Here is a 22,274-nt window from a genome sequence, read left to right on the forward strand (position 1 = left end):
ATCGTCGGCGCGCTTTCCACCCTGCCGGGTCGGTGGAAGCTGAGGTTCGATGACGCCCCACTCACGATCCGACAAGTCGAACCGCATGGTATATTCACTCCCTCTCTTGCCACTCACGACCCAAGACTGAGCGAATCATACACCGAGCGCTTTACGCAAAAGCAGATTTGAGTTTAGACCCTAGAGCGGGTTCGCTGGCCGAACGACCCAGTGTGTCCGAAGTGCGGGTCGGTCGAGCGGGCGTCCCAGGTCACCAGCCGGACGGGCACCTGGGGGTGCTGTGTCGGAACATGCAAGGCGCAGTTCTCCGCGACCGCCGGCACGCCCCTTCACCGTACGCGGGCGCCGTTGACCGAGGGGTTCCTGGCGATCTGGCTGATGGTGCCTAGTGGCGCCGGTCGCACGTCCTCCACGTCGTCGAAAGGGATCAGCGGCATGGACACGGAGTCGCGCGTTCCTGCGCGTAAGCTGGCGGAGTGGCTTGATGTCGATTACCGGACGGCGTGGTACATGAGCCACCGTATCCGCCGACTGCTGTCCGACCCCGATTGGCGAAAGCTGTCCGGCATCGTCGAAGCGGACGGACACGCAGTCGGCGCTCCGCGCCAGATGTATGTCGGCGGCCACAAGAAGCCCGAGGACGACTACCCCGGCGCTGGATCGGGCGGCTCGAAGCGGGGGCTCAGCCACGGTCGCGCGGTGGTTCTGGTCGCTACGGAGCGCGGCGGTGATGTCCGGGTCCGGCGGATCGCGGCGCATTCATCGATCGAGGTCGGCAACGCTGTGCGGGATCTGATCGAACCGTCCGCGCATCTCGTCACCAATGGACTTCCGGCCTATCGTACCGTCGGACCCACGACGGCCGAGCACGTGACCGTCGATCACGGGCGGCGGCGTCTCTCCAACGGCGGCGGCGATCACATCAATACGGCCGAAGGCCCTATCTTTCTGTTCCGCCGGAGCGTCCAGGGCACCTGGCACTGGGTGTCCCGAAAGCACCTGGATGCTTACACGACCGAATGCGCATGGCGGCACAATCGCCGTGGCGTCTCCGCCGCTACGGCGTTCATCCAGGCGCTCGGCGGCCTGGACGCTGTGCCGCTCGGCGATCGCGAGCTCGTGGCATGCGGTTGACGGAAGCGAATGACACCGCGCGCCGGCGCGATCTGGAGATCATCGGAGAATTCCCGGCGTTGCCAGCGTCCCCGGAGAAACCTGCGGTCGTCCGACAAGCGACGGTCTTCCGTATCTACCCAAACAAGGCTCAGGAAGAGGCGCTGCGGCAATGGGCCGGCGCGGGCCGGTGGTTCTGGAACAAGTGCGTCGAGATCAACCAGCAACTTTACGTCTACGAAGGTCGCTTCGCCTTTCACGGCGAACTATCCGCGCTGTTGCCGGAGATGAAGGCAGCGGAAATCTTGGCATGGCTGAAGGAGCCACCGGCGATCCATCTGGTCGACGTCTCGCGCCGGTTCGACAAGGCGCTGCGGGACTTCCTGGACGATCGCCAGGCGGTCCGTGCCGGACGCAAAACCGCCGCCAAGGCCAAGGACTTTCCCAAGTTCAAGTCCAAGCGCGACCGCGACGTCTCCATCTACCTGCCCGGCTCGGCGCTCAAGCTCATTCGCCGACAGGCCGCAGCCCCCGACAAAGCGCGCGGCTGGGTCGAACTGCCGGGCATGGACGAGACGCAGGTTTGGACGCGCGTAAAGCGCCAGGGGCGGATCGAGGAAAAGCGGGTCAATGTGCGCCGGGCGATCCGTGTGCGCGGCGGCCGATGGCCGGAGGGCACGATCCGCTCGGCCACGATCAAACGCGAGGGCGGCGCTTGGTTCCTGTCCGTCCAGTTCGACGGGCCGCCGCCGAAGAAGATCGAACGACCATCCCTCCCTGCGCCGGCGGACAAGCCGGTGCATCCCGATCCGACGGCGAACAACGGCCCGGCGGTCGATCCGAACGCCGGGCCGGAAACCGCGGCCGTCGGCTACGACGCCGGCCTGAAGAATCTACTCATCGGTTCCGATGGCAGCTGGAAGCCCGTCGGATGGAACCTCCGGAAGGCGGAGAAGAAACTGAAGCGCGAGCAGCGGGCCGCGTCCCGGCGGACGCAGCGCCGATTGGAGATGGAAAAACGAGAGGGGCGCAAGCTCCCGAAGTCGTCGGGCGAGCGCAAGGCGCACGCCCGCGTGGCCGCGACGCACCGTCAGGTCCGGCGTCGACGGTCCGATCTGCTGCACCAGACGAGCCACCGTGCGACAGCCAAGGCGGGGATCGTCTGCGTGGAGGACCTGAACGTCGCGGGCATGGCTCGGAACAAACATCTCGCCAAGTCCGTGGCCGACGCGGGCCTGGGCGAGGTGCAGCGCCAGCTTGAGTACAAAAGCCGCTGGCGCGGACGACACTTCGTCAAGCTCGACCGGTTCGACGCCAGCACGCAAACCTGCTCAGGCTGCGGACACCGGCTCGAAGGCGAGACGAAGCTAAGCCTGTTCGACCGCCGCTGGACGTGTCCGTCCTGCGGGGAGGCCCATGACCGCGACGAGAACGCCAGCCTCAACGTCCTGCGTTGGGGGCTGCACAAGCTGATACGGCGAGGCACGTCGGAAGTCACGCCCGGGAAGAGCGGAGCGCTGGCCGCAGGTCCAAACCCGAGCGGCAAACGCCGCAAAGGCAAGGGGCTCCGGCGGACACGCAGTCGCCGCGAAGCGGCTAACTCGGCTCGCGGAACCGGGAATGTTGGAGCCTCACAAGACCTTGTATCTCGTGAGTTACTTCAATAATGCCGTTGAGCACCAATCCGCCGTCCCTGCCGCCGCTGAATTGGCTGCGCGCCTTTGAGGCCGCGGCGCGGCTGATGTCGTTCACCCAGGCCGGACGCGAGATCGGTGTCACCCAGTCCGCGATCAGCCAGAACGTGCGGTTACTGGAAGCGCATCTGGGCGAACGGCTGTTCGAGCGCCTGCCGCATCGGCTGGAGCTGACGGAGTCCGGCAAGGCCTACCTGCCGGCGGTGCAGGACGGCTTCCAGCGGATCGGCAGCGGTACGCGGGAGGTGTTCGGCCCGATCCGGCGCGACCGCGTGACCGTGCGCGCCACGCCGGGCTTCGCGGTCGCCTGGCTGGCCCCACGGATCGCGGACTTCTACGCCCAGGCGCCGGACGTGAACCTGCGGATCGTCTCGTCGATCTGGGACCTCGGCTTCGAGGCGGGCGCGGCGGACCTCGAGGTGCGCTACGGCGACGGCGACTGGCCCGGGCTGCACTGCGGGCGGCTGACCGTCGACCGTGTGTTTCCGGTCGCCAGCCCCAAGGTCGCCGCCGACCTTGCCGCCGATCCGGCCACGCTGGCGGACCGGCGGCTGCTGCACACGATCGGATTCCGGGTGACCTGGCCGCGCTGGCTGGATTCGGCCGGCTTGAGCCAGATCGTCGACGGCAGCGGGGGCGACCACTTCGACACCGCCGTCACCGCGCTGGCGATCGCCGAACGCGGGCTGGGCGTGGCGCTGTCGCGCTCCAGCCTGGCGGCCGAACGACTTGCGCGCGGGACGCTGGTCGCCCCGTTCGAGACCGCGCTGGAGACGGACGAGGCGTTCTTCCTGGTCTGGCCGACCAACGCCCCGCTCTCGACCGACGCCGAACGCTTCGCCGACTGGCTGCGCGGCCAGGCGGATTGACCGCCCACGCCGCGCCGCCAGGGGCAAGCGTCCGCCGCGTCTGGCGTTACCCCCGTTCGAGCACGCGCAGGCGGCTTTCGACCAGGTCGCGGTCGATGTAGCAGCCCTGCAGATGGCGCTTGCCGGTGTTCGGGAAGAATTCTTCCCGACCGTGCAGGACACGCAAGTTGTCGAACGCCATCATGCAGCCCGGCTTGAGCGGGAACCGGATCATGTAAGCCGGATCCCGGAGCAGTTCCCAGAAGCGCCGGTAGCCGCGGTAGAAGCGCTCCGCCGTCTCCGGGGCCATCGGCTGGGCATCGCGGATCCAGTTGTTGAACCGGATCTCGCACACCTGGCCGTCGGCATCGCGGCCGATCACCGGAGCGCGGAAGCGGATGTCGTTGTCCGCGTCCTGAAAGCGGAAGTCGATCGGCAGGGTGCACAGGGTCTCGTAGGCTTCCGGGTCCTCTTGCGCCAGGGCGCCGGCGACCGCGAAACCGTCGACCAGCAGCGATTCGCCGCCCTCGGCCTCGTTCTCCAGGCAGTACAGGAACTGGAAGTCCGGGGAACGCTGCCAGTTCGGCAGGTCGACGTGCGGCTCCAGGCGGATGGCGGTGTAGGCCGCGTTGTTCGGGTTCGGCTTGGACTGCACGTCGAAGTGGCGGCCGAAGTTGGTCTCGCGCGGCCAGCCGATCCGCTCGGCGACCCGCACGACCTCGTTCAAATCGCTCGGGCCGTCGGTGATCAAGGCCGCGCCGTCGCGCGACAGCGCGTCCAGCCAACGGCACAGGCCATCGTCCGTGTGCATCACCGACTGGTGGTCGACGCTGGGCAGGCCGTCGGCCATGCGCTGCGCGGTCCACAGCCGCGGGGTCGGCTGCGCCGCGGCGTCCGCCTCCGGCCGGCGCTGGCGCAGCCAGGTCGGGTCGAACCGGCTGACGTGGCCGTCCGCCCAGGTGCAGGTCAGCGCACCGTCGCCGTCGGCCACGACCTCGGGCCGGCCCGGCTCGGCGATGTCGACCAGCTTGACCGTGCGCTCGCGCGTCTGGGGATGGCGGCAGTCGGCACAGGCGCAGTTGTCGCGCAGCCACAGCCGGTGGAAGGCCGCCGTCGCGCCGTCGTCCCAGGTGACGCGGACCAGCTCGCCGTCGCCCTCGACGGCCGCGATCCGATGGGCGCCAGCATAGGCGCCGAACTCGCCCATGTCGACGACCGGTCCGGGCGCGGCGGCGGCGACGCCGCTGTCCGGGGCGAGGGCTGCCTGCGGACCAACGCCGTTACGCGGTCGGGCACGGTGGGGATCGGGGGTCATATTTGGCCGCTCCTGTTCGCTGTCGTCGGGTTGAGTCGCTCGCGGGGAGCGCTGAACCGGATCATGGGCAGGGTCCGGTCGCCCGGCAAACAACGAGTAATCCAGGTAAGGCCAAGCTACGCTTATACCCGTCTCGGGCTTTCACGAGCCCTCGGTGCCCCGAGCGGTTTCCACTTGCGTTAGGCGGACCGGATCTCTTGCAGGAAGCCGTTGACCTCGCCGCGCAGCCGCTCGGACTGGGTCGACAGCTCGGAAGCCGCGGAGAGCACCTGGTTGGAGCCGGCACCGCTCGCGCTCGCCGCCTCGCTGACGCCGGAGATGTTGCGCGTGACCTCCTGCGTCCCCTGGCTCGCCTCCTGCACGTTGCGGGCGATCTCCTGGGTCGCCGCGCCCTGCTGCTCGACCGCCGAGGCGACCGACTGGGCGATCTCGTTGATCCGTTCGATCGTGGTCGAGATGCCCTGGATCGCGTCGACGGCGGCGCCGGTCTCCGACTGGATCTCGCCGATCTGCGTGCGGATCTCGTCGGTCGCCTTGGCGGTCTGGTTGGCGAGCGACTTCACTTCGTTGGCGACCACGGCGAACCCCTTGCCGGCGTCGCCCGCCCGGGCGGCCTCGATCGTGGCGTTCAGCGCGAGCAGGTTGGTCTGCTCGGCGATGTCGGAAATGATCTGGACGACCGCGCCGATCTTGTCGGCGGCGGCCTTCAAGCCCTCGACCTGCCGGTTGGTGCGCTGCGCCTGATCCGACGCTTCCGCGGAGATGCGCGAGGATTCGCTGACCTGACGGCTGATCTCCTTGATCGAGCTGGCAAGTTCTTCCGAGGCGCTGGAGACGGTCTGGACGTTGGAGCTCGCCTCCTCGGCGGCCGCGGAGACCGCCTGCGCCTGCTGGCTGGTCTGTTCCGAGGTCGCCGACAGCGACTGCGCGGAGGTCTGCATCTCGGTCGCCGCGGAAGACACGGCGTCGACCACGCCCATCACCTGGGTCTCGAAGTTCTCCGCGAGTTTCATCTGCTTGGTGATCACCGACCAGGTCAGCATCGGCCCGACATAGCGACCGGCCTGATCGCGGATCGCCTCGACCTTCAGGTCCAGCGTCTCCTCGCCCAGCTTGATCTTGGTGTGCCACGGCAGGTTGTCGGGATCGCGCAGGATGGCGTGCTGGTGCGCCGGGTTCTTGTGGAAGACGTCGATCGTCTCGCCGATCATCTGGTCCGGGCCGACCGGCAGCAGGTGCTGCAGCTTGGCGACGGTCTCTCGGGTCGCCTTGTTGCAGTAGGTGATCCGGAACTGGTCGGCATCGCACATCATGACGTTGATCGGCATCTCGTCGACCATGCGGTTGACGACGTAGGCCTGCACCACCGCTTCGCGCAGATCGACCAGCGCGCCGGCCATCCGGCCAATCTCGTCGCCGCGTCGGCCGACCTTGGCGTCCGCGGTTATGTCGCCGGCCGCCAGCCGTTGCATCGTGTCGGTCATCGCGCGCACCGGCTGGGCGATACCGCGGCCGATCACCCAGGCGATGGCGCTGCCGAGCACGATCGCGATCAGCACCGCAATGCCGATCATCTGCCCGGTCGAGGCGATGGTCGACAGCATGTGCGCTTCCAGCTCTTTCTCGTGTGCCCGCGCGGCCTTGGCGATATCGTCGGCGTCGGCGATCACCTGGTCGGCCATGCCGGCCATGGTCACGTCGACGCGCTCGCGCAGCTGAGCGGTCAGGCTCAGCGCCTCGCCGTACGCCGCGCGGTAGGCGGCGACCGCGGCGGTCAGCTCCGTCAGCTGCGCCGTCGAGCGCGCGCCCAATTCGACGCGCGCCATCTTGGCGAGCGTTTCGTCCAGGCTGGCGAACGCACGCTCCGCCTGCTGGCGGGTTTCCGGGGTGTCATTGCGCAAGGCGGCGTTCGCCCGGTACAGGCTTGCCAGCAGATTGCCCTCGATCGTCTGACCCAGATCGATCGCCAACGCCCCGGCTGCGAACAGGCGGCCACGCAGGCCCTTGATCGCCCGAAGCGCGGTCGCGGCCTGCGCCGGCATGGTCTGGCCGGTCAGCTCGGCGCGCCGGGCGACCGACTGATCGACCGCGTCGAACTCTCCGACATAGGCGTTGAACGAGGTGTTGAGGGCATCGCGCGCCCGGGTCTGCGCGACTCCCAGGTCCATCGCGTTCAGCGTCTCGAGCTTGCCGCGGATCTGGTCGGTCAACGAGCGTACCCGCTCGGCCTCGGCCGGCCGCGAGGTCACGACGTAGCGGTCGACGTGGGCGCGCGTCTGCGCGATCTGCCGTTCCAGCTGCGCGATCGCGGCGACCTCGTTGGTTGTCTCGGCGTATTCGCCGATCGTCTGAGAGGTGTCGTCGAACGCCAGGAAGCTGCCGCCCCCGATCACCGCCATGATGGCCAGAACCAGTCCGAACCCGCCGAAAATCTTCTGACGGATCGAAAGACCGAACCTTGCCCGTCGTTGAGCGCTTTCCGCCAGATCGCCTGTTTTCCGCATCTCTTACAACCCCCGGTGGACGGCGCGTCGTCCGCGACCGTCGGAGACAACCGCGGCGTGATACCGCGAACGGCGGGCAGTTTCGGAGAGAAAGGTTAATTTTGGTTTGCGAGAGCAAGGTCGCGCCAGCTTGTTCGCCTGTCGCGTGAATCCGGCCCTATCTTTGAAAGCGAGGTTCGCCAAGCGCGCCGGGCGCGCGTGTGAAGTCCTTCGACACGCACACCTTCGTTGGCCGGTTCAAGATGAAGATCCTGGTCTTCGCCAAGATCGCAACCGGTTCACGCCGACGGACCGGGCCCGAGCGCCGCTATTGCGTGGCAGACGGACCGGCGGGGCGCGTGCTCTCGTCCTCGAGCCGCTTGCGGAAGCTGTCCATGAAGCTCTGGGCGGTCTGCACCTCGGCCAGTTGCTTGGCCACCGTGACCGGCCCGCCGCCGGTCGAGGGGGCGAGCAGGTCGAACGTCTCGGCATGGTCGCTCGCGGCCATCGCCGGACCATAAGCGGCGGACAGGGCGCGCAGCCGGTCGCTTTGGCCCGACAGCGTCATCGCCACGGCCGCCCGCATCACCCGGCCGGCGCCCGTGGGATCGAGACGGCCGTCGCCGTCCGGTTCCGGCAGCAGGCGTTCCAGCACGGTAACCGCCTTGCGCCAGTCGCCCTGCTCGGAATGGATGTCGGCGGCCAGTTCCAGCGCCGGCGTGCTGTCCAGGCCGGCCAGCAGGCCGAGCGCGGCATCCGGTTGGCCGGCCCCGGCCAACGCCCGGGCGCGCAGCAGCCGCCGGCTTGCCCCCAGGGCTGCCGGAATCTCCGCGACCTTCGAGATCTTCAGGGCTTCCAGCGCGGCCTCCGGCGCGCGGTTCAGCAGATGGATCGCCGCCAGCCGTGTGCCGACGTCCGCCTTCTCGAGGCCGGACAGGCGCCGGCGGACCTGCGCGTCCAGCAGGCTGGCCGCACGGCCCAGCAGGTCGACGGCGACCAGCCGGTCGGCCAGCCGGCCGATCATCTCGTCGCCGCGCTCGCCCGCCGGGGTCAGCTCGCGGAAGCTCTCGTAAAGCGCCAGCGCTTTGAGCGCGGGCATGCGGTCGGCCTCCCCGTCCAGGAACAGACGGGTGAACAGCCGGCGCATCCGCGCGGTCGCGCGTTCGGCCAACGGGCTGTCCGGCAGGTGCGAGGCCACCTGCTTGAGCGCGGACAGGGCCCGGCCGTAACGGGCCTGGTCGACGTAAAGGTCGGCCAGGCGGTGCAGCAGCACGGCCTCGAACTCGTCGCCGCGCCAGGCGTAGCGCAGCCGTTCCAGCTCCGCGATCGCCGCCGCGGCGTCGATCTGACCGGCGGCCAACTTGCGCTCGGTCATCACGAAGCGCGCGCGGGTGCGGCTTGGCGAATGGCTGCTTTCGGCGGCCTTCCGCCAGTGCGCCTCCGCGGCATCCGGTTCGCCCGCGACGAGCTGGCGCCGGCCTTCCAGGAACGCGATCTGCGCCTGCTCTCCCCGGGTCGGGTCGAGCGCGCGCACCGTGTCCAGGTCGACCTCCGCACCGGCGAGGTCGCCGACCTCGATCCGTGCATGGGCGGCCCACAGGCGCAACTGCTTGCGCACGCTGGGCGGATAGCCGTCCAGCATCGGCTCCGCCTGGTGGAAGGCCGCGGCGGCCGCCTCGTGCGCGCCGGTCAGCGCGGCGTACGCGGCCTGCCAGGGCAGCGCGCCGGCCACGCCATCGAGCGCGGGATCGTTCAGGGTCGCCGCGGCCGTGTTCCAGTCGCCGGCCAGCAGCTGGGACGCCCCGCGCATCAGCAGCACCTGGGGATCTTCCGCCCGACGCGGCGTGTTCCGTTCGTAAAGGTCGAGGTAGCCGAGCGCCTCCACCGCCATACCGTGGGCGAAGTGGAAGCGCGCCAGCTGCAGGCGGGCGAGCGGCTTTTTCGCCGGCGCGGCGGCGGCGAGCTCCTGGCGCAACTGCTGCTTCGCCTCGACGAAGGGCAGGCCGTCGCGGCGCCAGGCTTCCAGATCGAACAGCGATTCGCCGGTCGCGGACGGCAGGCGGGCCTGCTGGACCGCGCCGCCGCTATCCGGGCTGATCATCAGCTTCCGGCCATCGCCCTGAATGATCACCTCGCCTTGCCGACGCTTGACGGTGACGTAATCCGCCTTCGGCAGCACGGCGATCCCGGTATGGGTGGCGAGCAGGGTGAACTCCGGGAAGTCGCGCTCGACCGCAATCCCGTGCCCCGGCGCCGCCACCGGGACGAGCAGCAGGGGCTGACCGGTTGCGGGGTCGCTCAGCTCGATCACCTCGGTCGACGCCTCGACCGGCAGCACCACCCGGCCGTCTTCCAGGCGCACCTCGATCGGCTGCCTCGGCAGGGCCGGCTGGCGGGACAGCACCGCGCGCCACACGCCGCCGTCCAGCTGCGGGCGGGCGCGGAAGTTGGGACCGCCGGTCAGGCGCAGCAGCGTGGCGCCGTTGACGTCCTGCCGCTCGACTGTCGCCAGATCGGGCACGGCCGCCTTCAGCGCGGCCGGGAAACCGGCCGGCGCCCGACCGTCGACCGCGAGCCATTGCGCGCCGGCGCGCGCGAACGCGGCGGCGGCGCGCCCGGCCCAGGGCATCTCGACCTCCGCCTGCCGCACCGGCGGGGGCACCTCGCCGGGCGCCGGGACGATCCCTTGGGCAACCTTTTCGGGCGTGAAGCGGCGCGCGCCGGAGAGTGCGTCCTCGGCCACCCGCACGGCTGCCAACGTGGGCTTGATGTCCTGGGGCTTGGCGTCGGGCAGCAGCTCCAGCGGCCGTGTCTTGGACCCGGCGCCGGCGTCGCGGTCCACTGTCGCCTCCTCGGCCGGCGCTTCGCCTGTGATCGGGTTGGACGTGACCTGCCTGGGCTTGGCCTCCTCCGGCAAGTCGGCGGTTTCAACCTCCTCCGGCACCACATTGGGGCCTCGCGCGGCGTCCTCCGGGGCCGGGCGGTCCGGACCCGTGCCGGCCGCGTCCGCCGCCGGCTGGCTCCGGGGGCGCGCGGGGGCGGCGATCACCAGGTCGATCCGGGTGCCGTCCTCGCTGGCGCGCACGTCCGCGCCCGTGGGCACCTGCAAGTCGATGCCGCTCGACTCGGCTGACACGATCGGGGCCAGGGTCAGCACCTGCGAGGGCTGGACCGCGCTGTAGCCGCTGAAATCGAAGCGTGCCGGCCGGCGGAAGCGCAGGCTTGCCGTGCCGTCCTTGGTGTCCTGCTCGAGGTCGTAGCCGACCGGGAACGGCCAGTGGAAGCTCAGGCGCGCCTGCTCCGGCGTCTCTTCCGCCTCGACGCGCACGCGCGGCGGGCTTTCGGGTGTTTGCGGCCGGTCGATTTGCTTCAGGTCGATCACGACCTTGGTGCCGTAGGTCCAGTCCTCGACCTCGAAATCCCCTTTCATCGGGATCGTCAGCCGGTAGCCGTGCGGCCCCGGCGCCGGCTGCCCGACGTAGTCGCTGAGCGCCGGGAACACGGAGAAGAACTGGAAGTCGGCCCGCCGGGCGAACGACAGGTAGAGCGTGTCGTCGAAACGCTCGACCTGGTACTGCACCTTGTCCGGCCAGTCGAACACCATCCGGCCGTAGGTGCCGTGGTTGCCGCCGCGCACACGAATCGTCTGCGGCCCCGCCCGGTTCGTGTCAGTCGGGGTCGGGTCAGCCGTGGATGGCCCGCCCTGGGCCCGCGCCAGGGGGACCAGCGGATCCCCCCAGGCCGCGGCTGCCAGCAGCGTTGCCAGGACGACGGCGGTGACAGGAGGGCGCCGCCGGCGCGACGTGCGGCTCATTCGATCGGCTCCCGGACGGTTTCGTGGATAACCAGGTCGACCCGGCGGGCGAGCGCGAACCGCGCGGGCCGCGCGACCTCGGCGGGCAACTCGGCGAACCGCGAATCGCCCTGACCGCGCGCCCGGATGCGGCCCTCGACACCGCCCTCGCGCAGGGCCGCGGCCACCGCCTGGGCGCGCAGCAGCGACAGTTCCCAGTTCGACGGATAGGCGCTTTGCGGCTTGCGCGGATCGGCGTGGCCGACCACGGCCACCGCGTTCGGCATGTTGCGCAGCACCCCGCCCAGCTGGAACACGGCGTCGGCCGCCGCGGGCGTGAGGGTGAAGTCGCCGGCGGCGAACAGCAAGTCCGCCGGCAGGGACACGAACAACCGGTCCTCGCCCCGGCGCAGGCGCGCATCGGCCAGCTCCGGGGCCTCGCTCAGATGACCGGCGAGCAGGTCGGCCAGATAATCCAGATCCGCGCCCGGCTGGCGGTCGGGCGACGGCACGTCCATCCGCAGCGCCGGACTGGCGACCGTCCGGCCGGCCACGGAATTGAGGTGCTGGCGCAGGCTCTCCGTCAGGTTGGACCATTCCGCCGTCTTCACGTGCGACATCGCGAACATCATCACGAAGAAGGTCAGCAGCAGCGCCACCAGATCGGTGAAGGTGACCATCCAGGCGCCGGCGCTGTCGCCGCCTTCCCGCTTCGCGGCGACCGCATCGCGGCCCGGTTCGGCCGGTGGCGCGGACTTGCCGTCGGCGGGCTGCTTCAGGCTGGGCGGCGGCGGGGGCAACTGGATCATTGCGCGTCCCCGCCGGTGTCGGTCGCGAGCGGGTTCGGCGGCAGCTCTTTCATCGGCAGCGTGATTTCGAAGGCGATCCGGCCGGGGTTGCCGCGGGTCGGCCACAGGCCGGTCGACAGCCGATCGGACGGCACGCCGAGCGCGGTCAGGCCGCGCACGATGGTGCCGCTGCGCGACGCCGGCAGGCGGGTCGCCGCGGCCCCGTCGCCGGGCGGCACGGCATGCAGCACGTCAACGGTATAAAGCGCGGGCCCGCGGCGCGGATCGGTCAGGGCGTTGGCCAGCCGGCGCAGCAGGATCCGGCGCTGCGGGCGCAACTCGGCCTGGCCCATATCGAACAGGTCGGCCGCCCGGACTTCCAGGCGCAGCACCCGGCCGTCGGCGGCGGTCTCGACCTCGACCAGCGGGAGGGTCTGCTTGAACAGCGCGCGGATCTGCTCGGACAGGCTGGCCTGCTTCTCCAGCGCGCCGACCCCGGCGTCCGGCACGGGACGCCCCTCGCTCGCCGGCATGCCGCCGGCGAAGGTTACCGCGACGCTGTACATGACCGCCCGGCTGCGCTCTTCCTCGTAGTCCGATATCGTCGTGAGCAGGATGAAAAACGCCAGCAGCAGGAGCTTCAGGCTCAACATCGCGACGATGTTGGCGTTCGGCCCACTTCTGGTCGAGGTGGCCAGCCGGCTGGCGAGGGTCATGATCTAGCGGACGTCTTTCCGCCCCGCGGCCCGGCTTGGGCCTCTGGGGTCATCTGTCGCAAGCGTGAAACCCCCGAAGCGCGGCCCGGTCGGCCGACGGGGATCAGTCGAAACTGGCGAGCAGCGCGTCGATGTCGTCCTGGCTGACGTTGGCATCGCCGGGGGCGCTCGGCCCGTTCATCAGCGAGGCATCGTCGTCCGCGCTGATCTGCTTCTTCTTGGGCTCGGCGGTGCGCTCGCGCCGGGCCGCCGCGGCATCCTCGCCAAACGCGGCCAAGAGCGTATCCACCTTCTCCTCGACCTGCTTCAGGGCGCCGACGACCTTCGTGATCCGCTGGCCGGTGATGTCCTGGAAGTTGCAGGCCTCGTAGACCTGGGTCACGCTGTCGGCGATCTTCCGACCGGTCTCGCCGCCCAATTCGTCGCCGATCGGCTCGAGCGTCTCCATCGCCTCCAGGATCGCGTTGGTGGCGGACTCGGTCGCGCCGACGATCGCCTCCAGTTCGTCCGTGGCGGTCGGCAGGTGTTCGGTATTGATCTCGTCGGGGCGGACCGACGCGATCTCCGACTTCGCCGCGGCGATGAAGCGCGAAAGCGCCTCGATCTCGGCGTAGAGCTTCAGGTTGACCGCCGACAGGTCGCCCTCGACGGTGGCCATGACGCTTTCGACCGCGTCGGTGATCTCCGCCGGCTCAGCGCGCGGGCCGAGCCCGGCCAGGGCCGACAGCTGGGTCTCCAGCTGGGCGCGCAGCGCGTCCTCGCCGCTGCCGCCGCGCCCGGACTTGCGTCCCTTTTGAGCCTTCATGGCCGCTTCGCCTCCTGCCTGTGGCGGCGCCGCAACCGGCAGCCCACCAGGATCCTCGCCGGAACGTGCCGGCTGGAACGCACCTAGAACTGCCCGATCGACGCCGTCATCTTGGTCTTCAGCGTGGCGGCGTTGAACGGCTTGATGATGTAGTTGGTGACCCCGGCCTGCTTGGCGGCGACCACGTTCTCGCTCTTGCTCTCGGCCGTGATCATGATGAACGGCAGGCCGTTCAGGCGGCTGTCGGCGCGGACCTCCTTGAGCAGCTGCAGACCGCTCATCGGCTCCATGTTCCAGTCGGAGATGACCAGGCCGTACTTCTTGTCGCGCAGCTTCTGCAGCGCGGCCGAGCCGTCGCTCGCTTCGTCGACGTTGTTGAAGCCCAGCTGCTTCAGGAGGTTCCGAATGATCCGAAGCATCGTCTTGTAATCGTCGACGATGAGGATGTGCATATTCATATCCACGCTAGACATCGTGTCTCTGACCCCCTACTGGCAGGACGGCGCGCACAAGAGCGCCAGTTTCAGTCGTGTAAGTTAGGTGCGCGGCCTTAAATCAAGGTAAACGCCGCACGAATTCGGCCGGAACGCGCCGCCTGCGGGCGATTATTCGCGCGGCAGCGGGAGGTCCGCGCGTTCGGCCAGATCGATCGTCAGCTGCTGGGCCTTGTCCGGGCGCATCTCCGCCAGAATCGGGGCGGTCTTGCGCTCGTTCATGCGCTCGACGACCTTGAGCAGGACTTCCTGGTCCAGGTCCTCGAAAATCCGGGCCGCGTCCTTGGGCTTCATCTTCTCGTAGATATTCACCAGGCGGGTCAGCTGCTGGCTCTCCTGCTCATCGTACTTGACCAGCAGGGCCTCGATCTCGCTACGCAGACGCTCCATTTCGCCGACCTTTTGGTTCAACCGCTTCTCCGCGGCCTTCACCAGGCTCTCCCGGCGGTCCAGCGTCTCCGCGCGTTGCTCCAACTTCTCCCGGCGCTTGGCCAATTGTTGCAGCAGCTCGATCTCGGCCTCGGTCATGTCCAGCGGATCGGCGCCGGCGAGCATGTCGCGCGCGCCGTCCGCATCGGCCGGCATGGCGTCCTGCGAGGCGGAATCCGTCGAAGCGGAGTCCGCGGCGGTGCCATCGCCCTCATCCGCGGTCTGGTCGGCCTCCGGCGTCGCTTGGGCCAGTTGCAGGCCGGCGAACGGATCGCCGACGAAGTCCGCCCCGCTGGCGGCGTCGGGATCGGCGGTCGCGATGCCGCCGAAGCCGTGCCAGATCTCGCCCATCCGCACACCCAGCGTGAGCGTGGCAACCAGGATCAGGACGGGCAGTATACGCGGGCGCATGGCAGCTTCTTTCTATCGGCGTCTAGGCAGGGGCACGTTTTATCGGTCGGCGCGGCGTCGGCGTGCGGATCAGCGAACCCCGCGCAGCGCCTTCAGCAGCTTGGCGTTCTGCGCGCCGCCGCGCGCCGGCGCCCCGCGCGGCTCCGCGCGCAGGCCGGTATCGACCCCGGCCGTCGCCGGCGCGTCGGCGCCCTGGTTGGCGGCGGCGCGGGACGTGCCATTGGCCGCCGGCGCCGCACTTGTGGATGCCTTGGCCCCGGTATTGGCCGGCCTGGCGGTGTCCTGCATGCCCATCGGCTCGACGCCGCGCGGGTCGGCGGTGACTTTCCGGGCCGCGCCGATCTGGCGCTCCATCCGGTCGGCCAGGCTGGTGCCCTTGTCGACCAGGAAGCCGAGGTCGTCGCTCAGCGCCTTGGCGTCGCTCACCTTCTGGCTCAGCTCCTCGCCCTTGTCGTGCGCGGCGGCCTTGAGCTCGGCCAGGCCGTGCTCGGCGCGCTCGGTGGTCTCGACCAAACGGTTCACCATGGCCTCCATCTCGGCCTTGTTGTTGCGCAGCTCGCCGAGCTTTCGGTTGAGCACGACGGCGTAGAAGATCGTGGCGGCCAGCAGGCCCGCGATCAGAACATCCAAAAGGACGCTTACTTCAGCCATCAGACGTCTCCCTCCCGCGCGGCCTTGTTCTCGATCCGGACCGCGATGTGCCCGTTCTTCCGCCCCATCGGGCCAGCGAACATCGGAACGTCGCCGCACCGCATCCGAACCCTGGAGTCAGGCGTGACCTGGAGCGGCAGGAAGTCGCCGACCTTCCACTGCATGACGTCGCCCAGCGGCAGCTCGAACTCGTCCAGGACCGCGCGCAGCGCGACGTCGGTCTGCCAGAGTTCCGCCGACAGGTGGCTTTCCCAGATGCTGTCCCGGCCGAACTTCTCGCCCATGAACATCTGCAGCAGCATTTCGCGCACCGGCTCGAGGGTGGCGTAGGGCAGCAGCAGTTCCATCCGCCCGCCGCGGTCCTCCATGTCGATGCGCAGGCGCGCGACGATGGCGGCGTTGGCGTGCCGGGCGATGGTGGCGAAGCGCGGGTTGGTCTCCAGCCGTTCGAAGCGGAACGTGACGGGCGACAGCGGATCGAACGCCGCCGACAGGTCGCCCATCACGACGTGGACCATGCGCTCGATCAGGTTGCGTTCGATCGTGGTGTAGGGCCGGCCCTCGATGCGCATCGCCGCGGTGCCGCGGCGGCCGCCCAGCAGCACGTCGACGATCGAGTAGATCAGCGTGCTGTCGACCGTCATCAGCCCGTAGTTGTCCCACTCCTCCGCCTTGAACACGGTCAGCATCGCGGGCAGCGGGATCGAGTTCAGGTAGTCGCCGAACCGGATCGAGGTGATGTTGTCCAGACTGACTTCGACGTTGTCGCTGGTGAAGTTGCGCAGCGAGGTCGACATCATCCGGACCAGGCGGTCGAACACCACCTCCAGCATCGGCAGACGTTCGTAGGAAACCAGCGCGGAATTGACGATCGCCTGGATCCCGGACTGGTCGCCGTCGCCGTCGCCGTCGCCGTCGAGACCGAGCAGACTGTCGATCTCGTCCTGGTCGAGCACGCGTGTGGAGGCATCGCCGTCGCCGTCCTCGTCGCCGTCGGCCATCGCCTCCCATTCCGCCATCATGGAGTCTTGGTCGAGGTCGTCGTCGGCTTCGAGGTCTTGCTGGTCGTTCTGATCGCCGTCGGCCATGGTCTGGGTCCGGGTCTGTTCTGCTGAGGCGGTTGGCGGGGGCGGTTAGCTGGAGGCTGCTTGGCTTCGAGCGCGCGGCGCGGCGGTGCGCGCTATTGGACCAGCATCTCCTTGAACAGGACGTCCTTGACCTCGACGCCCTCGACGGCCGCGTTGACGCGCAGCAGCAGCTCCTCGCGCAAGCGCTGCAGCCCGGCGGAGCCCTCCAAGTCCTCCACGCGCAGTTCGCGCAGGTAGACCTGGAAGTTGTCGACGACGCGGGGCATGTACCGCGCCAGCTTCTCCTGCCCGTGCTCCCCGGCGATCTCGAGACTGACCGAAAGCTTTAGAAAGTTGCTGCCGCGCCCGCTGGAATTCAGGTTCACCAGCATCGTGGGCATGTCATAGAACACGATCTTCTCCGGCTTACCCGGCTCCGCCTGCTCGGTCTTCCCGGCGCCGAGCAGACTGTCCAGCATGCCGGTAAAGTAGAGACCGGCGCCCGCGCCCAACAGCAGCAAGAGCGGCAGCAAGACGATCAGCGTGAGCTTCTTGCCGGACATGCCGCCGCTGCGCGGGCTGGCGTCGAGCTCCACGTCGTCGCCGTAACCCTCGCCCATCGTCTGATCGGTCATCGAATTCGCCTTTGGTCGTTAAAACCGTTGTTCTGGGGCCGGCGCGCACCTGCGTGCTCCCGGCGTCGCGCCGTTCGCGCCGCCCGGCGCCAGCCCGCCGATGGCGCGCGGCGCGGCGGAGCGCGAACACGGTGAACGCTAGTCTGACGGGGTTAAGAACTCGTTGAGCCCGGCAAGTCGGCAGCCCTCACCCGGCAGGTCTTGCCGGGCGAACGCACCTGTGCCGTCCCAGCCGGCTTCCGAGCGCGCGACCTGGCGGTTTCCCTGGGTTGGCACGCCCCGTGCATTGACCGGGCGCAGCGCCGCAGCCCATCCGGACCGCCCGTCCGGAGCGAGTAACCCGGCCCCGCGGTGCAGCGCGAAACAGCCATAGCCCAACGAGACGCCGAGCCATGGAAACGACGAACTACATCGCCCTGTCCCGCCAGGCGGGTCTGCGCCGGGAGCTGGACCTGGTGGCGAACAACATGGCGAACCTGAACACGCCCGCCTACCAGGGCGAGAGCATGATGTTCGTCGAGTACCTGTCGGAGACGCAGCGCGGCAAGACCGGCGAGATGAGCTTCGTTCAGGATATCGCGACCGTGCGCGACCTGACGGAAGGTCCGATGAAGCGCACCGAGAACCCGCTGGACCTGGCGATCTCCGGGCGCGGGTATTTCACGATCGAGACCGAGGACGGCCCGCGCTACACCCGCAACGGCGCGTTCCAGCTCAACGACGAAGGGCAGATCGTCAACAAGGCGAACCAGCCGCTGCTCGACGACAACGGCAACCCGATCGGGGTGCCGGCCAACGCGCAGGCAATCGAGATCGGGGAGGACGGCACGATCGCCACCGAATTCGGGGCGATCGCGCAGATTGAACCGGTGACCTTCGAGAACGAGCAGCTGCTGAACAAGCGCGCCAACGGGCTGTTCGAGGCGCGCGAGGAGCAGGCCGCCGAGCCGGCCGAGGACGCCCGGATCCTGCAGGGCATGCTGGAGGGCTCGAACGTCCAGGGCGTGGTCGAGATGACCCGCCTGATCGACCTGACCCGCAGCTACGCCAGCGCCAACAAGTTCTCCGAGAGCGAGCACGAGCGCATCCTGCGCGCGGTGCGCACGCTGGTCTCCTCGCAGTAATCCGACGAACGCCAACACCCACCTGACGCCGCGGGCCCGGCCCGTGCCCGGACCCGCCAGACGAGAGGTCGAGACATGCGCTCCCTGAGTATCGCCGCCACCGGAATGCTGGCGCAGCAGATGAACGTCGAGGTGATCGCGAACAACATCGCGAACATGAACACCAGCGGGTACAAGCGCCAGCGCGCCGAGTTCAACGACCTGCTGTACCAGGATATGCGCCGGGTCGGCTCGAACTCCAGCGACGAGGGCACGATCGTCCCCTCCGGCATCCAGCTCGGCCTGGGCGTCAAGCCGGCGGCGGTCTACCGGGTCAACGAGCAGGGCTCGATCCAGATGACCGACAACCCGCTGGACATGGCGATGAACGGCAAGGGCCTGTTCATGATCGAGATGCCGAACGGCGAGACCGGCTATACCCGGGCGGGATCGTTCCAGCTGTCGCCCGAAGGCGACCTGGTGACCCCGGACGGCTATCCGGTGCAGCCCGGCATCACCATTCCGGTCGACGCGGTCGGCGTGACCGTCAACGCCAACGGCGAGGTCTGGGTCGACCTGGACGGCCAGGTCGATCCCCAGCTGGTCGGCCAGATCGAGGTCGCCCGCTTCCCCAACGAGGCCGGCTTGCGCGCGCTCGGCGACAACCTGTTCGTCGAGACCCGCGCCAGCGGTCAGGCCAACGTGGGCATTCCGGGCCAAGCCGGGTTCGGCAGCCTGCTGCAGGGCGCGGTGGAGAGCTCCAACGTCGATATGGTCAAGGAAATCACCAACATGGTCGCCGCCCAGCGGGCCTACGAGATGAACAGCAAGGTGATTACCGCCTCCGACGAGATGATGCGCAACGTCAGCCAGATGCGCTGATACGCATCGCGCCGTCGTCCCGTTCCCCCGGAGTTTTCGCCATGATCCGCCTGCCCGCCCTTGCCATCGCCCTCGCCGCCGCCGCGCTCGCTGGCCTGATTGCCGGCCCCGGTGCCGCCCGGGCCGAGCGCGGCGGCGCGGCCACGTTCGGCCAGCCGGTGACGCTCAACACCGAGATCGTGGTCGAGGGCGAAACCGTCACCCTGAACCATCTGTTCAACGGCCTGGGCGATCGCGGCGAGACGCCGATCGCGCGCGCGCCCAAGCCAGGCGAGGACGTGCGGCTGCCCGCGGACTGGCTGGCCCGGGTGGCGCGCGCCTACCAGATCGACTGGCGCCCGGCGTCCAGGCTGCAGCAGGCGAACCTGCGCCGTGCGGCCCAGCGGATCGGCAGCGACCGGATCGTCGAGGCGATCCGGGCCGAACTGTCAGCGCGCGGGATCGACGGCGAGCTGCAGGTCCAGCTGGACACCCGCGACGTCGCCCTGGTGCTGCCGGTCGACGCGCCCGCGCAGGTGACCGTCGCCGGCATGTCCTACGACCGCGACAGCGGCCGCTTCACCGCCAACGTGATGGCGCCCGACCCGCAGCGCCCGCTCGCCCGCGCGACCGTGTCCGGCAAAGCGCTGACGACGATCGAGGTCCCGGTGCTGAACCGGCGGGTCGGCCGGGACGAGGTGATCGGCCAGCGCGACATCGCCTGGGTGTCCCGCCCGGTCGACGCGGTCAGCGCCAATCACATCCGCGATGCCGGCAAGCTGGTCGGCATGTCGGCCCGGCGGTCGATCCGCCCCGACCGGCCGGTGCGCGCGACCGACGTGACCGCGCCAGTGCTGGTGCCGCGCAACAGCTTGGTAACCCTGATGCTGCAGAATGAGCAGATGCGCCTGACGGCCCAGGGCCGCGCGCTGCAGGACGGCGCGAAAGGCGAGGTCATCCGCGTCGTCAACACCAAGTCCAACACCACCGTCTCCGGGGTCGTCGTCGCCGGCGGCACGGTGGCGGTCGAAGCGGGCAGCCGCCCGCGAGCCTCGGAGTAAGCGCGATGCGCACGACCCTTCTCGCCACCACCGCCCGACTGAGCGCGCTCGCGCTCGCCGGCAGCCTGCTCGCCGCCTGCAACACCGCCGACCGGCTGGCCCAGGTCGGCCAGGAACCGCCGCAATCGGCCGTCAAAAGCCCGGAACGCCTGGCCGGCGAACGCCCTGTGGTGATGCCGATGCCCGAGCCGCAGGTGCAGGAATCGAACCCGCAGGCCAACTCGCTGTGGACCCCGGGAACCCGCGCGTTCTTCAAGGACCAGCGGGCGGGCGAGATCGGCGATATTCTGACCGTGCGGATCGATATCGACGACAGCGCCAGCCTGTCGAACGAGACCACCCGGCGCCGCAGCGCGGACGAGTCCGCGGAGTTGCCGGCGTTCCTCGGCTACGAGCAGTCGCTCGGCAAGGTGCTGCCGGAAGCCGTGAACCCGGGCAACCTGGTAGAGGCGCAGAGCGGCGGCGGCCACACGGGCATCGGCTCGGTCGACCGCAGCGAGGAAATCAACCTGCGGATCGCCTCGCTGATCACCCAGGTGCTGCCGAACGGCAACCTGGTGATCGCCGGCCGGCAGGAAGTCCGCGTGAACTACGAGAACCGGATCCTGCAGGTCGCCGGGGTGATCCGGCCGGAGGACATCGATTCCGACAACAGCGTGTCCTACGAGGACATCGCCGAGGCCCGGATCGCCTACGGCGGCGAAGGCCAGCTGTCGGATGTCCAGCAGCCGCGCTACGGTCAGCAGGTCTACGACATCCTGTTCCCGTTCTAGACGCCCGTTCGCCGCAAAAAGACCAACCAGCGCGGCCGCCAAGCTTCCGTTCCCCGCTGGCCACGGCCGTGCGTGCGGGCCTGAGATGAGGGCGGTCGCCTCCCCGCGCGTCCGCGGGATTTCAAGCCTCGATATAGAGACTATGAGCCTGAAGGCTCGTAGCCTGTCGGCCCGTCGCCGCCCGCAAGATCCCGGAGTTTGGCACCAACGTCGTGTGGGACCGGCGTGTCGCCGCGCTCGTAGCGCCGAACTTGCCGCAGCCGCCGATCAAGGATGCGAGCTAGGTCCTCTTGGGTGAGGCCAGCTTTTGTGCGAAGGGCCTTGAATTCGGACGGCGAGAGAGTCCCGTAACCTAGTTTTTCGAGATACAGCCGGACGTGTTCAACGCGCCTCTTCGCGTCAGCTGAGCCGCACTGGAGCAGTTCTGCCTCCAGTGCACGCGCAGCTTCGAGCGCCGTCAGAAGTTCGTCCCGGCTCGTCCCCTTAACCATAGGCGTGTCCTAGCATGACCGGTCCTTTGAAAAAACTTGACAGTTTCAGACCGGTCATATTAATGTCTCATTTGTAGACAAGCTCTCGATGCTCCAAAGCGACGGAGAAGGCGCAATGGACCTGAAAGACGCAAAGCTCGCGAAGGATGCTGGGAACCCGAAACTACGTGCGCTCGTAAAGCAGGTCGGTGACCTCGTGCAGGAAGCGCGCTCCCAGGAAGCCATGTTGCAGGCCCTTGAGACACGCCTGCCCGCAGACAATATTGATAACTTCGATCAAGAGGTGGATCAGCGGTGGCAAACGATCGAACGCCTGGCCGCAGAGATTCTCGACGCTCGCCCCTACAACCTCGCCGATGCGGCGGGCCAGGCGGCCGTGGCGTGGGCCCTCAGCAATGCCGGCTGCTGGGACGAGGACCATTGCCTGACGGCCGCCGTACGAACCCTGGCGGCCTCGGCGCCTGCGATGCGCGACGACCCTGCTCTAGTCGACGCTATGCGTAAGCTGAACGCGGCATGAAGGTGGCCCGCACGGCTGTTTGCGCCCACAGATTGGGTATGCCCGTCCGCAGGGGAATCGCATTAGGCCCAGGCTGTTGGGTTCTGGGGTAGCGTAAGCGATGGGATGGACGCCCCCTCCGGCGGCATCGGTGTGCCAGAATGGGTGCACTGAAAAACGCCATTCAAGGAGGAGGCATCCATGGCGAAGGTTACCATGATCGGGCTGGACTTGGCGAAGAATA

The 22,274-nt window shown here is 68.8% G+C and carries 20 protein-coding genes and 1 pseudogene; 9 read left to right on the forward strand and 12 right to left on the reverse strand.

Translation table 11 applies throughout. The features are described from left to right. Positions 1 to 192: 192 nt before the first annotated feature. The 4 genes and pseudogenes from CKO28_RS29390 to CKO28_RS19060 form a co-directional block, all read left to right on the forward strand. Positions 193 to 291 (forward strand): annotated as a pseudogene (locus tag CKO28_RS29390) (transposase); the annotation flags it as partial. Positions 292 to 348: 57 nt separating this feature from the next. Continuing rightward, the gene (locus tag CKO28_RS19050) at positions 349 to 1,134 is read left to right on the forward strand and encodes an IS1595 family transposase (protein ID WP_207168875.1); all 786 of its coding nucleotides are present in this window, start codon (positions 349 to 351) and stop codon (positions 1,132 to 1,134) included. Next, positions 1,026 to 2,780, forward strand: coding sequence for an RNA-guided endonuclease InsQ/TnpB family protein (locus CKO28_RS19055; RefSeq protein WP_200342402.1), 1,755 nt, complete (start codon positions 1,026 to 1,028; stop codon positions 2,778 to 2,780). The genes CKO28_RS19050 and CKO28_RS19055 overlap by 109 nt, the downstream gene beginning before the upstream one ends. Further along, positions 2,780 to 3,676: a LysR substrate-binding domain-containing protein gene (locus CKO28_RS19060; protein WP_200342403.1), complete on the forward strand. Its 897-nt coding sequence runs from the start codon at positions 2,780 to 2,782 to the stop codon at positions 3,674 to 3,676. Before CKO28_RS19055 ends, CKO28_RS19060 begins: the two co-directional genes overlap by 1 nt. Before the next feature lie 46 nt (positions 3,677 to 3,722). On the opposite strand, the gene CKO28_RS19065 is transcribed toward CKO28_RS19060, so the two are convergent. From CKO28_RS19065 to CKO28_RS19115, 11 genes are all read right to left on the reverse strand, one after another. Then, the gene (locus CKO28_RS19065; protein ID WP_200342404.1) at positions 3,723 to 4,970 is read right to left on the reverse strand and encodes a TauD/TfdA family dioxygenase; all 1,248 of its coding nucleotides are present in this window, start codon (positions 4,968 to 4,970) and stop codon (positions 3,723 to 3,725) included. Positions 4,971 to 5,149: 179 nt separating this feature from the next. Further along, entirely contained in the window at positions 5,150 to 7,369 is a 2,220-nt protein-coding gene (locus CKO28_RS28540; RefSeq protein WP_242480665.1) for a HAMP domain-containing methyl-accepting chemotaxis protein, read from the reverse strand. A 412-nt stretch (positions 7,370 to 7,781) separates the two neighbouring features. Beyond that, a complete protein-coding gene (locus CKO28_RS19075; protein ID WP_200342405.1) occupies positions 7,782 to 11,267 on the reverse strand; it encodes a tetratricopeptide repeat protein in 3,486 nt (1,161 codons plus the stop codon). Beyond that, the gene (locus CKO28_RS19080; RefSeq protein WP_200342406.1) at positions 11,264 to 12,055 is read right to left on the reverse strand and encodes an OmpA/MotB family protein; all 792 of its coding nucleotides are present in this window, start codon (positions 12,053 to 12,055) and stop codon (positions 11,264 to 11,266) included. The genes CKO28_RS19075 and CKO28_RS19080 overlap by 4 nt, the downstream gene beginning before the upstream one ends. Next, on the reverse strand, positions 12,052 to 12,750 hold the full coding sequence (locus CKO28_RS19085) for a hypothetical protein (protein WP_200342407.1): 699 nt from the start codon (positions 12,748 to 12,750) through the stop codon (positions 12,052 to 12,054). Before CKO28_RS19085 ends, CKO28_RS19080 begins: the two co-directional genes overlap by 4 nt. Before the next feature lie 103 nt (positions 12,751 to 12,853). Then, on the reverse strand, positions 12,854 to 13,555 hold the full coding sequence (locus CKO28_RS19090; RefSeq protein ID WP_200342408.1) for a protein phosphatase CheZ: 702 nt from the start codon (positions 13,553 to 13,555) through the stop codon (positions 12,854 to 12,856). An 83-nt stretch (positions 13,556 to 13,638) separates the two neighbouring features. Beyond that, positions 13,639 to 14,028, reverse strand: a complete 390-nt coding sequence (locus CKO28_RS19095) for a response regulator (protein ID WP_200342409.1) — start codon at positions 14,026 to 14,028, stop codon at positions 13,639 to 13,641. Between the two features lie 132 nt (positions 14,029 to 14,160). Further along, positions 14,161 to 14,889 carry a MotE family protein gene (locus CKO28_RS19100; RefSeq protein ID WP_200342410.1) on the reverse strand — a complete coding sequence of 243 codons (729 nt, stop codon included), beginning with the start codon at positions 14,887 to 14,889 and terminating at the stop codon, positions 14,161 to 14,163. Positions 14,890 to 14,958: 69 nt separating this feature from the next. Then, positions 14,959 to 15,540, reverse strand: a complete 582-nt coding sequence (locus tag CKO28_RS19105) for a DUF6468 domain-containing protein (RefSeq protein ID WP_200342411.1) — start codon at positions 15,538 to 15,540, stop codon at positions 14,959 to 14,961. Further along, positions 15,540 to 16,628 (reverse strand): flagellar motor switch protein FliM, encoded by a 1,089-nt coding sequence (fliM, locus tag CKO28_RS19110; protein WP_200342412.1) that lies wholly within the window; start codon positions 16,626 to 16,628, stop codon positions 15,540 to 15,542. Before fliM ends, CKO28_RS19105 begins: the two co-directional genes overlap by 1 nt. A gap of 92 nt (positions 16,629 to 16,720) precedes the next feature. Then, positions 16,721 to 17,242: a flagellar basal body-associated FliL family protein gene (locus CKO28_RS19115; protein WP_200342413.1), complete on the reverse strand. Its 522-nt coding sequence runs from the start codon at positions 17,240 to 17,242 to the stop codon at positions 16,721 to 16,723. Between the two features lie 392 nt (positions 17,243 to 17,634). Here CKO28_RS19115 and flgF point away from each other — a divergent pair, with 392 nt between their 5' ends. The 4 genes from flgF (at position 17,635) to flgH (ending at position 21,040) form a co-directional block, all read left to right on the forward strand. Beyond that, a complete protein-coding gene (gene flgF, locus CKO28_RS19120) occupies positions 17,635 to 18,366 on the forward strand; it encodes a flagellar basal-body rod protein FlgF (RefSeq protein WP_200342414.1) in 732 nt (243 codons plus the stop codon). Positions 18,367 to 18,441: 75 nt separating this feature from the next. After that, a complete protein-coding gene (flgG, locus tag CKO28_RS19125; protein WP_200342415.1) occupies positions 18,442 to 19,227 on the forward strand; it encodes a flagellar basal-body rod protein FlgG in 786 nt (261 codons plus the stop codon). A gap of 41 nt (positions 19,228 to 19,268) precedes the next feature. Further along, the gene (gene flgA, locus CKO28_RS19130) at positions 19,269 to 20,267 is read left to right on the forward strand and encodes a flagellar basal body P-ring formation chaperone FlgA (protein WP_200342416.1); all 999 of its coding nucleotides are present in this window, start codon (positions 19,269 to 19,271) and stop codon (positions 20,265 to 20,267) included. A 5-nt stretch (positions 20,268 to 20,272) separates the two neighbouring features. After that, a complete protein-coding gene (gene flgH / locus CKO28_RS19135) occupies positions 20,273 to 21,040 on the forward strand; it encodes a flagellar basal body L-ring protein FlgH (protein ID WP_200342417.1) in 768 nt (255 codons plus the stop codon). Positions 21,041 to 21,180: 140 nt separating this feature from the next. Here the strand turns inward: flgH and CKO28_RS19140 are convergent, their stop codons facing one another. Next, on the reverse strand, positions 21,181 to 21,531 hold the full coding sequence (locus CKO28_RS19140) for a helix-turn-helix domain-containing protein (protein ID WP_200342418.1): 351 nt from the start codon (positions 21,529 to 21,531) through the stop codon (positions 21,181 to 21,183). A 115-nt stretch (positions 21,532 to 21,646) separates the two neighbouring features. On the opposite strand from CKO28_RS19140, the gene CKO28_RS19145 reads away from it, so the two are divergent. Beyond that, positions 21,647 to 22,051 (forward strand): hypothetical protein, encoded by a 405-nt coding sequence (locus tag CKO28_RS19145; RefSeq protein WP_200342419.1) that lies wholly within the window; start codon positions 21,647 to 21,649, stop codon positions 22,049 to 22,051. Positions 22,052 to 22,274 lie beyond the last annotated feature (223 nt).

The sequence above is a fragment of the Rhodovibrio sodomensis genome (assembly GCF_016583645.1).
GTDB classification, from domain to species: Bacteria; Pseudomonadota; Alphaproteobacteria; order Kiloniellales; family Rhodovibrionaceae; genus Rhodovibrio; species Rhodovibrio sodomensis.